At 54.5% G+C, this 13,688-nt stretch carries 13 protein-coding genes; 9 read left to right on the top strand and 4 right to left on the bottom strand.

Translation table 11 applies throughout. From position 1 onward, the window contains the following. Positions 1-105 precede the first annotated feature (105 nt). Positions 106-588 carry a phosphohistidine phosphatase SixA gene (gene sixA / locus LCF41_RS14990; protein WP_225085286.1) on the top strand — a complete coding sequence of 161 codons (483 nt, stop codon included), beginning with the start codon at positions 106-108 and terminating at the stop codon, positions 586-588. An 87-nt stretch (positions 589-675) separates the two neighbouring features. On the opposite strand, the gene smrB is transcribed toward sixA, so the two are convergent. Continuing rightward, on the bottom strand, positions 676-1,218 hold the full coding sequence (gene smrB / locus LCF41_RS14985) for an endonuclease SmrB (RefSeq protein WP_225085285.1): 543 nt from the start codon (positions 1,216-1,218) through the stop codon (positions 676-678). Positions 1,219-1,389: 171 nt separating this feature from the next. On the opposite strand from smrB, the gene prmB reads away from it, so the two are divergent. The 6 genes from prmB (at position 1,390) to LCF41_RS14955 (ending at position 6,285) form a co-directional block, all read left to right on the top strand. Then, positions 1,390-2,331: a 50S ribosomal protein L3 N(5)-glutamine methyltransferase gene (gene prmB, locus LCF41_RS14980; protein WP_225085284.1), complete on the top strand. Its 942-nt coding sequence runs from the start codon at positions 1,390-1,392 to the stop codon at positions 2,329-2,331. A gap of 314 nt (positions 2,332-2,645) precedes the next feature. Beyond that, positions 2,646-3,731 carry a chorismate synthase gene (aroC, locus tag LCF41_RS14975; RefSeq protein ID WP_225085283.1) on the top strand — a complete coding sequence of 362 codons (1,086 nt, stop codon included), beginning with the start codon at positions 2,646-2,648 and terminating at the stop codon, positions 3,729-3,731. A 6-nt stretch (positions 3,732-3,737) separates the two neighbouring features. Then, positions 3,738-4,583, top strand: coding sequence for a penicillin-insensitive murein endopeptidase (gene mepA, locus LCF41_RS14970; RefSeq protein ID WP_225085282.1), 846 nt, complete (start codon positions 3,738-3,740; stop codon positions 4,581-4,583). Positions 4,584-4,592: 9 nt separating this feature from the next. Beyond that, positions 4,593-5,393, top strand: a complete 801-nt coding sequence (locus LCF41_RS14965) for a sulfite exporter TauE/SafE family protein (protein ID WP_225085281.1) — start codon at positions 4,593-4,595, stop codon at positions 5,391-5,393. Between the two features lie 28 nt (positions 5,394-5,421). After that, entirely contained in the window at positions 5,422-5,967 is a 546-nt protein-coding gene (locus LCF41_RS14960; RefSeq protein WP_225088191.1) for an elongation factor P hydroxylase, read from the top strand. A gap of 33 nt (positions 5,968-6,000) precedes the next feature. Beyond that, positions 6,001-6,285, top strand: a complete 285-nt coding sequence (locus LCF41_RS14955; protein ID WP_225085280.1) for a YfcL family protein — start codon at positions 6,001-6,003, stop codon at positions 6,283-6,285. 86 nt (positions 6,286-6,371) lie between these two features. Here the strand turns inward: LCF41_RS14955 and mnmC are convergent, their stop codons facing one another. After that, positions 6,372-8,399 (bottom strand): bifunctional tRNA (5-methylaminomethyl-2-thiouridine)(34)-methyltransferase MnmC2/FAD-dependent 5-carboxymethylaminomethyl-2-thiouridine(34) oxidoreductase MnmC1, encoded by a 2,028-nt coding sequence (gene mnmC, locus LCF41_RS14950; RefSeq protein ID WP_225085279.1) that lies wholly within the window; start codon positions 8,397-8,399, stop codon positions 6,372-6,374. A 171-nt stretch (positions 8,400-8,570) separates the two neighbouring features. On the opposite strand from mnmC, the gene fabB reads away from it, so the two are divergent. Next, positions 8,571-9,788, top strand: a complete 1,218-nt coding sequence (gene fabB, locus LCF41_RS14945) for a beta-ketoacyl-ACP synthase I (RefSeq protein WP_225085278.1) — start codon at positions 8,571-8,573, stop codon at positions 9,786-9,788. Between the two features lie 99 nt (positions 9,789-9,887). On the opposite strand, the gene flk is transcribed toward fabB, so the two are convergent. Both flk and LCF41_RS14935 read right to left on the bottom strand, forming a co-directional pair. Continuing rightward, positions 9,888-11,147 (bottom strand): flagella biosynthesis regulator Flk, encoded by a 1,260-nt coding sequence (flk, locus tag LCF41_RS14940; RefSeq protein ID WP_225085277.1) that lies wholly within the window; start codon positions 11,145-11,147, stop codon positions 9,888-9,890. Positions 11,148-11,252: 105 nt separating this feature from the next. Beyond that, positions 11,253-12,146, bottom strand: a complete 894-nt coding sequence (locus tag LCF41_RS14935) for a DMT family transporter (protein ID WP_225085276.1) — start codon at positions 12,144-12,146, stop codon at positions 11,253-11,255. A gap of 268 nt (positions 12,147-12,414) precedes the next feature. On the opposite strand from LCF41_RS14935, the gene pdxB reads away from it, so the two are divergent. After that, positions 12,415-13,551 (top strand): 4-phosphoerythronate dehydrogenase PdxB, encoded by a 1,137-nt coding sequence (pdxB, locus tag LCF41_RS14930; protein ID WP_225085275.1) that lies wholly within the window; start codon positions 12,415-12,417, stop codon positions 13,549-13,551. Positions 13,552-13,688 lie beyond the last annotated feature (137 nt).

The raw sequence follows: 13,688 nt of genomic DNA, 5'->3' as shown, positions 1-13,688 counted from the left end.
TGATATGGCTTATGTTTCCGGCATGCTCAAATTGCAGGAAAGCCAATCCTCATCCCATCTGGTTATGAGGATATACCATATATTTCATTAACATAGCGGTGTAATATGCAAGTGTTGATAATGCGTCATGGTGATGCGGTACTTGATGCAGCGAGTGATGCCGTTCGGCCATTGAGCGACGGTGGTCGTGATGAGTCTCGTCAGATGGCGTGTTGGTTGAACGAGCAGAATATCGATATTGAGCGCGTTTTAGTAAGCCCTTATTTACGCGCCCAGCAAACGCTCGACGTAGTGAAGAACGTGCTGCCGCTGCCAGAAGAAGCGGATTGCTTAAATGAGCTCACACCCGGCGGGGATGCCCAACTAGTTGGTTACTATCTGCAAACGCTGGCAAGAGAAGGTGTTGCGGCGGTGTTGGTTGTTTCGCATCTGCCGCTGGTGGGTTATCTGGTCGCCGAATTATGCCGCAATGAAACAGCACCGATGTTCGCCACGTCCGCTATCGCCTGTGTGACAGTGGAAGCGGAATCTGGCAACGGCGTTCTGCACTGGCAAGTCAGCCCGGCACAGCTGACCGCAAAACCCTAACACGATTCACCCCGAATACCTGAATTCATAGGGGATGAGGCGTGTAACGGGTTAACACGCCTTGTCGTTTGTTGGCGAAGGGCTGGGCTATTCAAGCGAAGGCGCTTCCAGCGCCACCAATACCAGCAGCGCGGCGTTCCCGCCAAATTCTTTCGGTGCCTGATGAAAAGCCAGCACGTCAGGGTGCTGCGCCAGCCAGAGCGGCGTTTGTTGCTTCAGTATATGTTTGCCGTGTCCGTGCATCACGCAGGCGCAGTAAACGTGCTCCCGACGGCAGGCCGCCAGCAGAGCACCCAACTCCTGTTTCGCCTGAAGCTGCGTCAGGCCGTGCAGATCCAAAAACAGCTCCGGTGAATAGTCTCCCCGGCGGAGTTTCTTCAATTCATAGTGGCTGTCGCCGGGGCGGACGTAGCGCGTCGGGCCTTCTGCATCCAACTGGGGCTGAAATTCATCCGAAAAATAGAAACTGGCATCAACCTGCTCCTGCAATGCCCGTTTTGCCGGTAATTCGCCTATTTTCCTGCGCTGCGGTTTGTGGGTATAGGTGTCCTGACGCAACTTTTTTGTGCCAGTGATTGACGTGCGAAAAAGCTGTAATTCGTCGTCATTCAGCGAATATTTATTACTCATATTTCATTCATCTTGCGTCAACATTCGAGCAGTTTACCTCGTCTCCCCGCCGTCGCTAAATAAAAGTCTGTATCGAGGCGCATTCAGTCGGTTATATCTGCTGATTTGTCGCGGGCTTCATGGCAAACTAAGCGCCAATTTCCCGTTCAGAACTGTCTGCGGAGGACACCCTTGGACAAAATTTTCGTCGATGAGGCCGTCAGTGAACTTCATACCATTCAGGATATGTTGCGCTGGGCTGTCAGCCGGTTTAACGCAGCCAACGTCTATTACGGTCACGGGACGGATAATCCCTGGGATGAAGCCATACAACTGGTATTACCTAGCCTGTATTTGCCGCTCGATATTCCTGAAGATATGTACACGTCCCGTTTGATCACCAGTGAGCGGCAGCGCATTGTGGAACGCGTGATTCGCCGCGTCAATGAGCGTATTCCGGTCGCTTATTTGACCAACAAGGCCTGGTTCTGTGGCCTGGAATTCTACGTTGACGAACGCGTGCTGGTGCCGCGTTCTCCTATCGGTGAATTGATCAATAACTATTTCGATGAGCAGTTGCCAACAGCGCCAAACCACATTCTGGATCTGTGTACGGGCAGCGGGTGTATTGCTATTGCCTGCGCGCAGGCATTCCCCGAAGCGGAAGTTGACGCTGTGGATATCTCCGGCGATGCGCTGGCGGTAACCGAGCAGAATATTCAGCAGCACGGCCTGGAATACCGCGTCACGCCAATCCGGTCTGACCTGTTCCGCGATTTACCGGCGATTCGCTATGATCTGATCGTGACCAATCCACCGTATGTGGATGAAGAAGATATGTCCGATCTGCCGCAGGAATTCCGCTTCGAGCCGGAACTGGGGCTGGCAGCGGGCAATGACGGTCTGGATCTGGTACGGCGCATTCTGGCCTGTGCGCCAGACTATCTTAGCGACAACGGCGTGCTGATTTGCGAAGTGGGCAACAGCATGGTGCATTTGATCGATCAATACCCAGAAATCCCGTTCACCTGGCTGGAATTTGATAACGGCGGTGACGGCGTGTTTATGCTAACGCGATCACAGCTGGTTGATTGCAAAGATCATTTTAGCGCTTACCGTGATTCGGATAGTTGATAAGCCTATTTGCGAAGTGAGGGCGGGAGTAACGGAATAGAAGAGTAAAGCGTTTGCGCCAGGGAAAAAAGCGTCAGGAACGCTTTTGAACGTCGCTTGCGACGGCCCTGAAAGGGTGAATCTCAGGGACGAGATTCATATCTGCGCAATCCGAGCTTACAGGGATGTACTTGCAGCGTCTTTACGATCTATCCGTTACTACCGCTTAACGACTTCTGTCAGCAGCCGTGATTAAACGGTCATAACGACACTCATTACCCTTACCGCTTTACCTAGCGGTAAGGCAGAAACAGAACACATGCGAAGGAGTTGTGATGGCAGGCAACAGTATTGGGCAATTTTTCCGCGTCACTACATTTGGTGAATCCCACGGTATTGCTCTGGGATGTATTGTTGATGGCGTACCGCCGGGGATCCCGCTGACGGAAGCGGATCTGCAACACGATTTGGATCGCCGCCGTCCTGGAACATCCCGCTATACGACGCAGCGCCGCGAGCCCGATCAGGTCAAGATCCTGTCCGGCGTTTTTGAAGGTGTAACCACAGGGACCAGCATTGGTCTGCTGATTGAAAACACCGATCAGCGTTCTCAGGACTATAGCGCTATTAAAGATGTTTTTCGCCCCGGTCACGCCGACTACACCTATGAGCAAAAATATGGCTTGCGCGATTATCGCGGTGGTGGCCGCTCTTCCGCGCGCGAAACCGCGATGCGCGTTGCCGCAGGAGCGATTGCGAAGAAATACCTGCAACAGCAATACGGTGTGAAGGTGCGCGGCTATCTGTCGCAGATTGGCGATGTTACCTGCGAGCTGAAAGATTGGGATCAGGTTGAGCAAAACCCGTTCTTCTGCCCGGATGTCGACAAGCTGGACGCTCTGGATGAACTGATGCGTGCGCTCAAAAAAGAGGGCGATTCCATTGGCGCGAAGGTGAGTGTCGTGGCGGAATCCGTCCCCGCCGGATTAGGCGAGCCCGTGTTTGATCGTCTTGATGCCGATCTGGCTCATGCGTTGATGAGCATCAATGCCGTGAAAGGCGTCGAAATTGGCGATGGTTTTGCGGTTGTGACCAAACGCGGCAGCGAAAACCGTGATGAAATCACGCCGGACGGTTTCCAGAGCAATCACGCTGGCGGCATTTTGGGTGGAATCAGCAGCGGTCAGCATATCGTCGCGCATCTGGCGTTGAAGCCGACCTCCAGCATTATGGTGCCGGGGAAAACGATCAACCGTCAGGGTGAAGCGACTGAAATGGTCACGCGCGGCCGTCACGATCCCTGTGTGGGTATTCGTGCTGTGCCGATTGCCGAAGCCATGATGGCGATTGTATTAATGGATCACCTGCTGCGCCAACGCGCACAGTGTGGGGATGTGAACAGTCAGGTTCCTCGCTGGTAAAACATAATGAAACAAGGGTTTATCGGGGTTCTCGCGCTGGCGCTGAGTGCGCCGCTGTGGTCGAACGCCGTGTGGGCGAAAACGCCTTGGCAGGAGATTACGCATCCGGTTGCGGGCACGCCGCAGTCAATTGGGAGTTTTTCCAATGGCTGTATCATCGGTGCCCAGCCGCTGCCGTTGCAGTCGTTGGATTATCAGGTGATGCGTGTCGATCAGCGCCGCTATTTCGGTCACCCCGATCTACTGGCGTTTATTCACCGCCTGAGCAACGAGGTGAAGCGCACGACTTCGGGTAATGTGCTGGTGGGGGATATGGGGATGCCCGTCGGTGGACGTTTCAGCAGCGGCCACGCCAGTCACCAATCCGGGCTGGATGTGGACATCTGGCTGCAATTGCCCAGACAGCGCTGGAGCGAGCAGCAGTTGCTGAAGCCGCAGCCTATCGATTTGGTGAATGCAAGCGGGCTTAATGTTAATCCGCGCGTCTGGCGACCAGAAATCACCACCCTGATCAAAACCGCCGCGCTGGATAGCGACGTGACGCGAATCTTCGTCAATCCGGCGATTAAAAAACAGCTGTGTGCTGAAGCTGGCCACGATCGTGACTGGTTGCGTAAAGTTCGCCCCTGGTTTGCACACCGTGCGCATATGCATGTGCGCTTGCGCTGCCCGGCAGACAGCCTGGAGTGTCAGGAACAGAGCGATCCGCCACTTGGTGACGGATGCGGTGCCGAATTAACCAGCTGGTTCCAACCGAAACAGCCGAGTAGTGAAGCACCAGAAAAAACCATGCCGCCGCCATTGCCTCCTTCTTGTCAGGCACTGCTCGACAGACATTTTTCCGCGAGATAACAAATAACGATGGATTGGTTAGTGCTTGGGCCAGAAACGCTGGCCGTGCTGTTTTTTGTCGGGGCGTTGGCTGGATTTATTGATTCGATTGCGGGCGGCGGCGGTTTATTGACGATACCAGCTCTGCTGGCGGCTGGGTTATCCCCGGCGCAGGCGCTGGCAACGAATAAACTTCAGGCCGTCGGCGGATCCTTTTCCGCCAGCCTGTATTTCATCCGTCGTCGCGCGGTGAATCTGGGCGAGCAGAAACTGGCGATTGCGCTGACGTTTGCGGGGTCGACCTTTGGTGCCTGGCTGATCCAGCAAATTCACGCCGACTTTCTGCGTCAACTGCTGCCGGTGCTGATCATTGGCATTGGCCTCTACTTTTTATTAACGCCAAAAATTGGTGATGAAGATCGGCAGCGTCGCCTGTCGCCACTGCCGTTTGCGATTCTGGCAGGCGGCTGCGTCGGTTTTTATGACGGTTTCTTTGGCCCCGGTGCGGGGTCATTTTACGCGCTGGCGTTTGTCACCTTGTATGGCTTCAATCTGGCTAAAGCGACAGCGAATGCCAAGATCCTGAACTTTACCTCCAACTTCGGCGGGCTACTGTTTTTCATGCTGGGCGGTCAGGTTGTCTGGGTGGCCGGCGGTGTCATGCTGGCAGGGCAGATGATTGGGGCTCGACTCGGTGCCAGAATGGTGATGACGAAAGGGCAAAAGCTGATTCGTCCTATGCTGGTGCTGGTTTCCGCCACCATGAGCGGCAAACTGATTTATGACAGCCACGGTCACACGATTGCTGTCTGGCTGGGGCAGTTTTTATGATGACAGGTTTATGATAACAACAGATAACATGACAACGACGCACCATTATCAACAACTGATTGATATTTTTAATGATTGCTTTGGCGATGAATACAATACTCGCCTGATAAAAGGTGACCATGAGCCGATTTATCTGCCCGCGGATAATGAAATTCCGTATCACCGGATTGTCTTTGCGCATGGTTTTTATGCCAGTGCGCTGCATGAGATTTCTCACTGGTGTATTGCCGGTGCCCAGCGGCGCTTGCAGGTTGATTTCGGCTACTGGTATTGCCCTGATGGCCGCGATGCGGCGACGCAAAGCCAGTTTGAGGGAGTGGAAATCAAACCTCAGGCTTTCGACTGGCTGTTCTGTGTCGCTGCGGGCTTTCCGTTTAACGTCAGCTGCGACAATCTGAACGGCGACTGCGAGCCGGACCGCATTGATTTTCAGCGGCGTGTGCATGCGCAGGTGATGCAGTATCTGGAAGAGGGGATTCCCGCTCGTCCGGCACGCTTTATTCACGCGCTACAATCGTTTTACAATACGCCCCCGCTGACGGCGGCGAGCTTCCCGTATCCAGCCGATCTGTGATGCGCGGGAAATGCAAAAACTTGAGGATAAGACATGATCGCAGAATTTGAAACGCGCATTCTGGCACTGATTGATGACATGGTAGAGCATGCCAGCGACGACGAACTGTTTGCTGGCGGCTATCTGCGTGGTCATCTGACGGTGTCGGTGGCAGAGGCGGAAGAGCACGGGGAACAGACGCTGGAAGCCCTGCACGCGCGCGTGAGCGACAGCATTAATAACGCCATTAAAAACGGTGAATTGTCACCGCCGGATCAGGTATTGGTTAACGGAATGTGGGAACGTTTGTTCCAGCAGGCGCAGAATAGTACGCACTGATTTCCCCTGTGGGCTAATCGTTAATCTGTCAGTGCTGGCCAGTCGAGCCAGCACACTTCTTCCCCATTAGTCCTTCGCTGTTCTTATTAATCCTGAGTGACAGGCTTACCTTTCAGCAGTTTTCTTATCCAGAAACGATTTGGGTTGAGTGCGGCGAGCGTATCGCGATCCAGCGGTAGCGGTTCACCATAGATCTGTGAGGCCAGGACTTCGGCTGCGAGCGGGGCGGAGCAGAGCCCGCGTGAACCTAATGCGCCGATAATAAACAGATCCTGCCAGTAAGGCGCGTTTGGTACCACATCGGCGCGGTGCTGGGGATGCAGTCGTTCTTCATATTCTGCCAGCGTTTGTTCATAGTCCGGCACAGCCCCTAAGAGCGGCAAATGGTCGCGCAGCGCACAGCGAACGCCCTGACGCGCTTGCGCATCGCTGACGTCGATCGTCTTGACCCACTCTGCGTTAGGCAAGCAATTCAGCAGCCGTTGGCGGTTCTCTTGCTGTTCTGCTTCCCGATAATCACAGCGCGAATCTCCCCGCACATAGCTTGCCCCGATGCAGTGCGTCTGATGACGTGGACTGACCGGCGTCAGATAGCCGTCGTAGCACAGCACCTGTTTGAGTTGCCCCAGCACGGGGTTGGTAGGAATATGACTGACCTGCCCACGCACGGCGTAGGCCGGCAAATGGTGGGTTTGCGACCAGTCGGTAATGCGATAACCGTTCGCCAGTACCACAACCGTATGATGTATCTTCTGGCCGCTGCTCAGGGTAAGCGCCCAGCCGCTGTCTGTTTTCTCCAGTGCCGAAACGGGGGTGTTCATCTGTACTGCCAGGCCGTTTTGCTCTGCCAGCCTCAGCGCTGAAGCTGTCAGCTCCGCCGGACAGAGCCAGCCGCCCTCGGGATAGGTGATGCCGTCTACGCCGGGATTCAGGCCGCTCTGTTTTTCCAGTTGCTGCGCATCTGCGTTCACGACCAGCGCTTCCGGCCAGTCTCCTTGCAGAATTTGCTCGATCTTACGCGCACTCTTTTCATCCCAGGCAAGCTGGCTGACGCCACACCATTGGTGCTCAAATGCCAGCCCTTGTTGCGCCAGCGATGTGTAGTGGCGACGTGCAAAGTCAAACGCGAGAGAAAAAAAGCGGGATACCGCATCATGCCGATTATTCAGCAGAGGATAAAGTGCGCCCTGACGATTGCCGGATGCGCCAGTGGCAGGCTGTGCTTCCTCACAATAAAGTGTGACGTTCGCGCCGCGTCGTTGTAAAGCCAGTGCGGTGAGTACGCTGGCGATACCGCCGCCGATAATCGCAATATCGTCAGTCTGACTGGCAGCAGGGCGCGTATACCACGGCGTTGATAAGGGAGTGGGAAGGGCGTCGGGTAACATGCCACTCAGCATTTCCCGCTTCTGCCCGAATCCTTTGATTTTGCTGATCTGAAACCCGGCCTGTTGCAGACCGCGGCGCACAAAGCCCGCGGCGGTAAAGGTGGCAAACGTGCCTTCTTTACGGCACAGACGTGCCATGGCCTGAAACAGATGCTCTGTCCACATATCCGGGTTCTTGGACGGCGCGAAGCCGTCCAGAAACCAGGCATCAACCTGATGATTCTGGGTATCATCCAGCTCAGGTAGTAAAGCGTTGACATCACCGAACCACAGATCAAGCGTGATAGCCCCCTGCGCCACTATCAGGCGATGGCAGCCCGGCAGCGGTAGCGGCCATTGCTCACGCAACTCATCTGCGAACGCTGCCAGTTCTGGCCACTGGGCGTGCGCGGCAGCCAGATCGTGCCGGCGCAGAGGGAATTTCTCGAAGCTGATGAAATGCAGGTGGCGTAATGTCGCCTGCGGCTGCTGTTGGCGAAAGTCGGAAAAGGCTTGCCACAGCGTGAGAAAATTCAGGCCAGTACCAAAGCCGGTTTCTGCTACCACGCAGGCAGTGCGCGGATGCGTGGCAAAACGCTCAGGAAACTGATTGCCCTTTAAAAACACATAACGGGTTTCAGCCAACCCATCCTGATTCGAAAAATAGACGTCATCAAACTGTTGCGATACAGGTGTACCCTGAGCGTTCCAACTTAACGACGCGTGTTGGATGGGAAGATTGGCCACGACAAAAGCTCATTATTCAAGTGATGGCGAGATTTTAACGAGCGGACTATCGTGGCGCAAATTTAGCAATAATTTCTCGATAGTTCGGCTGATCGGACTTGTTCAGCTTACAACTGTACGCTAAAGTGCGAAGCGAAATCCCAAACTCTATAAGTGGAAAAGAGGTATTAAATGAAACGTGCAGTGATTACTGGCCTGGGGATCGTATCAAGCATCGGTAATAACCAGCAGGAAGTTCTGGCATCATTGCGGGAAGGCCGCTCGGGTATTACTTTCTCTCAAGAGCTGAAAGATTCCGGTATGCGTAGTCACGTCTGGGGGAATGTCAAACTGGACACCACTGGCCTCATCGATCGCAAAGTTGTGCGTTTTATGAGTGATGCATCGATTTATGCCTACTTATCTATGGAGCAGGCGATTCAGGATTCCGGGCTGTCCGATGAGGTTTATCAGAATAACCCACGCGTTGGTCTGATTGCCGGTTCCGGCGGCTCTGCGCGCTATCAGGTGTTTGGTGCTGACGCGATGCGTAGCCCGCGTGGCCTGAAAGCCGTTGGCCCTTATGTGGTCACCAAATCAATGGGTTCTGCGGTATCCGCGTGTCTGGCAACCCCATTTAAAATTCACGGCGTGAACTACTCTATTAGCTCAGCCTGTGCGACCTCCGCACACTGTATCGGTAACGCCGTTGAGCAAATCCAGATGGGCAAGCAGGACATCGTATTCGCCGGCGGTGCTGAAGAGCTGTGCTGGGAACTGGCCTGTGAATTTGACGCGATGGGCGCACTGTCGACCAAATACAATGAAACACCAGAAAAAGCCTCCCGTACCTATGATGCCGATCGCGATGGTTTCGTGATTGCAGGCGGCGGCGGTATGGTTGTTGTCGAAGAACTGGAACATGCATTGGCGCGTGGCGCACACATCTATGCGGAAGTGGTCGGCTATGGCGCGACGTCTGACGGCGCGGATATGGTTGCCCCATCAGGCGAAGGTGCCGTTCGCTGCATGAAGATGGCAATGAACGGTGTGGATACCCCGATTGATTACCTGAACTCTCACGGCACGTCCACGCCGGTTGGCGATGTGAAGGAGCTGGGTGCGATTCGTGAAGTGTTTGGCGACAACTCGCCAGCTATTTCTGCGACCAAAGCGATGACCGGTCACTCTCTGGGTGCCGCAGGCGTTCAGGAAGCGATTTACTCGTTGCTGATGCTGGAACACGGCTTTGTTGCACCGAGCATTAACGTGGAAAATCTGGATGAGCAGGCGGTTGGCCTGAACATCGTGACGACGCCGACGGAACGTAAACTGACCACGGTGATGTCTAACAGCTTCGGTTTCGGTGGTACGAACGCGACGCTGGTCATGAGAAAACTCGATAAATAATCGCGTTATCTCAGGAATAGAAACAAACCCCGTAGGCGTGAGCCGCGGGGTTTTTTGTTGGTACTAGTGATAACCCGATGTTTGCTGTAATGGGGAGCGTTAGATCAACACCCAAAGCAGAAATGCCGCCACGCAGGTGCTGACAATCACCAGAAACATGGGCTTATGGAACAAGGATTGCCAACTGAGCGGCAGTGAGGCAATCAGAGGATTAAACAGCGGATGCAACAACTGTGAGGTTGTCGTCCAGTCCGTTTCCTGTGCACGCTGAATGCGCTGAGTAAACAGGAACGTCAGCAGATCGCTGACCTGCATTGGCGTCAGCGGAGTTTGTAACCCGATATTGAAGCGATTCTGCGTGTAATCCATCAATAAGTGCTGTTCCTGCAAGCTCATCGGCTGCTGTAGCAGCGCCTGCAACGGGGCGAGGTTCGGAGAAAGCAATGTGCTCTGTGCCGATAATGGCTGTGGTGATAGGGTTGTTGCGGATGACGAATTCGTAGCCGTATTGGTCGCATTAGCAATGTTGGTTGCCGTGTCTGTCCGCGCTTCTGGCGATGCGCCTGCTGTTCCCGCGTGCGGGGCCGGTGAGGTCGCGCGCAGCAGCGTCTGCGTCTGTTGCAGCTCAACCTGTGCTTGCAGAAATTGTGTGAGCAGCGGCAGATGTTTTAACGGGATAGCTTCGCCCGCGTTAAGATTCTGCATCATCATCAGATTGCTTAGCACCCTCGCAGGCTGTTCACCCGTCATGGTTGCTAACCGGGTGACTAACTGATTCAGGCCGCGCTGTTCCGCAGGGGAGAGCGGGCGTTCGGGCGAGTTGGCTGCCTGAGCTGCCTGTGGTGTGCTCGTTGGCGCGGTTGACTGCGGAATTTGCCCGTTTTGCAGCAGGGTAACCACCTGCTGTAGCTGTGTTTTATTCAGTGCGCTTAGCGTGGTGCTACCGAACTGCTGCTGGATGAAATCGCTGACTGCCTGACGATTATTTCCCTGTGACAGCATATCTGTCAGGCGTTGCAGCAACTGCTGACGTCCACCGCTATCTTGTGCCTGCGTTAAACGCGTCTGGAGTATTTGCTCGGCAGGCCGGTAATGGCGGGACAACAGCTCATTATTTTCTGCCAGACCTAATCCCTGCTTTACCGTCGTCCAGACTTCCGATGCCTTTGATGTTGTCAGTGCGGCAACTTTAAGCACCAGATTTTCCAGCGTGGTGCGCTGCGCCAGCGTGAGCGGACGATCGCCGTTGGCTGAACCCGCAGTGCTTGAGGCGGATGAGGTTGAAGTTGAAGATGTGGTGGTCGGCGTAACCGGACGTTCGCCGGGCAGCGGGGCACCTGGGCCACTTACAGGTTGCATATCGGTTATCCTCACTGCCGTCATGATTGAGATGAATCATAGCAATCTCCCGTGACGGCCGATAGTCATGCGTCGCGTAAAACGGCACGAATATCATGGTGGGCGCTAGGTGGGACGTCCTAGAGGAATGCGCAAGCGCTGAGCGAGGATAACACCGAGTAGCGTAATGCCACCGCCAACCAGATGATAGTGATGCAAGGGTTCGTTCAGCAAGCCAATCGCAATCATCGCCGTAAAGATCGGTGTCAGATTCATAAAGATGGCAGCCTTGTTGGCTCCCAGACGCATAACCCCCTGAATCCACAGAAAAGGCGCGATGATTGAAGCCATGATGCCAGCGAAAATCACCAGCGGCAGATTTTGACCGTTGAGTTGCACATTGTCCGTCAGCAGGAAATTGGGTACCAGCAACACCACACCAAAGGCAATTTGCACATAGAGCGAAACCCAATTTGGCAGCGGGATGTTCCAGCGTTTGGTTAATACGCCATAAAGCGCATAGGACAATGAGGCGCAAAACATCATGAATTCACCAGGGCCAATGCCCTGCGCCAGAATCTGTTCAGGATGCCCCGCACCGATCAGCCAGACAATTCCCGCCATCGACAGCAGGCTACCGAGTAGAACACCCAGCGTAGGAGCCAAACGTAGCAGAGGGATGCTGAGCACAACGGTGAGGAGCGGCACCAATGAGCCCATGATTCCCATCATTACTGCGCTGATGGTGTGTGCCGCGTAGTAGGCCAGGCTCTGATACAACACCATGCCGAGCAACCCCAGCACCAGCAGCTTCCAGGCATGTTGACGAATGGCCGCCACATGGTGACGCAGGGTTGGCAGCATGAATGGCGTCATGACGAGGAATGCCAGTAGCCAGCGATAAAACGAGATGGCGGCGGGATCGATAACGTTCGCAGAGAGTTTGTTAACGATGACGTTAATTGACCAGATCAGGACGGCAATAGTGGGGAATAGGGCGTTCAACGTTGGGTTTCTCATAGCAGACCAGACGGAAAACGTACCTATTGCCAGTCTGGTAGATAAAATGGGGCAAGTGTGGCATTGGCAAACAACATAACAGAGCCACGTGGCGACTATCAACCTTGTATGGCGAGCGGCTGTCTATGCTCCCCCTCTTGTAAGGCTTTCATTGGTGTGAACGGATAACCTAAAGACGTTGTGTCGTAATTGCCTTGGGTTTCTGCATCATTCGGTGGCAAAATATCTCCCCGCTTTTTTTGGCTGGCTACCGATGTCGGAGAAGACAATGAAGATTCTGGTTGATGAGAACATGCCGTATGCCCGCGAGCTTTTTAGCCGTATGGGTGAGGTGCAAGCCGTGCCGGGACGCCCTTTACCGCGCGATCTGCTGGCTGGTGCGGATGCGCTGATGGTGCGCTCGGTCACGAAGGTGAACGCAGATCTGCTGTCGGGTACGGCGGTAAAATTTGTCGGCAGCGCAACGGCAGGCACTGACCATGTTGATGATACCTGGCTTAACGCCAACGGTATCGCGTTTTCCGCTGCACCTGGCTGCAATGCTATTGCGGTAGTGGAATACGTGTTTTCTTCTTTGCTGATGCTGGCCGAGCGTGATGGTTTCCAACTGCGTGATAAAACCGTAGGGATTGTTGGCGTAGGGAACGTTGGCAGACGTCTGGATGCGCGCCTGAAAGCCTGGGGCGTTAAAACGCTGCTATGCGATCCGCCGCGTGCCGATCGCGGTGAGGCTGGCGATTTCCTGCCGCTAGAGACGCTGGTACGCGATGCCGACATCCTGACGTTGCATACGCCGCTGTATCTTGATGGTCCATACCGAACCCATCATTTGGTTGACGCCAATGTGCTGAGTGACTTTGCGGACGGACGTATTCTGATCAACGCCTGTCGCGGTCCGGTGGTGGACAATGCGGCGCTGCTTGAGGCATTGCAGCAGGGTAAAAAACTCAGTGTCATTCTTGATGTCTGGGAGCCCGAGCCAGAATTATCAACCGATCTGCTGGCGCGAGTCGATATTGGCACGGCGCATATCGCTGGTTATACGCTGGAAGGGAAGGCGCGTGGCACTACGCAGGTTTTTGAAGCCTGGAGCGAGTTTATCGGAACCCCACAGCAGGTGGCGCTTTCATCGCTTTTGCCTGAGCCTGAGTTTGCCGAAGTGGCACTGACCGTACCGCTGGATGAGGCGCTGCTAAAACGTCTGGTGCATCTGGTGTATGATGTGCGCCGGGACGATGCACTGTTGCGCCATGTTGCGCATCAGGAAGGCGAGTTTGATCGCCTGCGCAAACATTATCAGGAACGACGCGAATGGTCGTCACTTCATGTTATCTGCGCCGATGCTGACAGCGCAGATTGCCTGAACGCGCTGGGGTTCACGGCGTCAGTGCGGGATGCGCGTTAACGGAGGCCGCTGAGATCCTCCGTTGGCGGATGCGTCGCACAAGTACCACTCTTCATTCATTAACGGAAAGTGACTTATTCATGAACTGACGGACGGCGTCGCTATCGTTTGTCGGTTTCATTCATGTTTTGTGTTTC

Origin of the sequence: Pectobacterium colocasium (genome assembly GCF_020181655.1) — a bacterium.
In the GTDB taxonomy this organism is placed as follows: Bacteria; Pseudomonadota; Gammaproteobacteria; order Enterobacterales; family Enterobacteriaceae; genus Pectobacterium; species Pectobacterium colocasium.
Note: the sequence above shows the minus strand (reverse complement) of the source record. Positions and strands in the feature narration are given on the sequence as shown.

Coding starts and splice junctions, on each gene's coding strand:
- aroC (WP_225085283.1), top strand. CDS start 2,646: ATGGCAGGCAACAGTATTGGGCAATTTTTCCGCGTCACTACATTTGGT.
- LCF41_RS14955 (WP_225085280.1), top strand. CDS start 6,001: ATGATCGCAGAATTTGAAACGCGCATTCTGGCACTGATTGATGACATG.
- flk (WP_225085277.1), bottom strand. CDS start 11,147: ATGCAACCTGTAAGTGGCCCAGGTGCCCCGCTGCCCGGCGAACGTCCG.
- pdxB (WP_225085275.1), top strand. CDS start 12,415: ATGAAGATTCTGGTTGATGAGAACATGCCGTATGCCCGCGAGCTTTTT.
- fabB (WP_225085278.1), top strand. CDS start 8,571: ATGAAACGTGCAGTGATTACTGGCCTGGGGATCGTATCAAGCATCGGT.
- sixA (WP_225085286.1), top strand. CDS start 106: ATGCAAGTGTTGATAATGCGTCATGGTGATGCGGTACTTGATGCAGCG.
- mepA (WP_225085282.1), top strand. CDS start 3,738: ATGAAACAAGGGTTTATCGGGGTTCTCGCGCTGGCGCTGAGTGCGCCG.
- LCF41_RS14960 (WP_225088191.1), top strand. CDS start 5,422: ATGACAACGACGCACCATTATCAACAACTGATTGATATTTTTAATGAT.
- LCF41_RS14965 (WP_225085281.1), top strand. CDS start 4,593: ATGGATTGGTTAGTGCTTGGGCCAGAAACGCTGGCCGTGCTGTTTTTT.
- LCF41_RS14935 (WP_225085276.1), bottom strand. CDS start 12,146: ATGAGAAACCCAACGTTGAACGCCCTATTCCCCACTATTGCCGTCCTG.
- smrB (WP_225085285.1), bottom strand. CDS start 1,218: ATGAGTAATAAATATTCGCTGAATGACGACGAATTACAGCTTTTTCGC.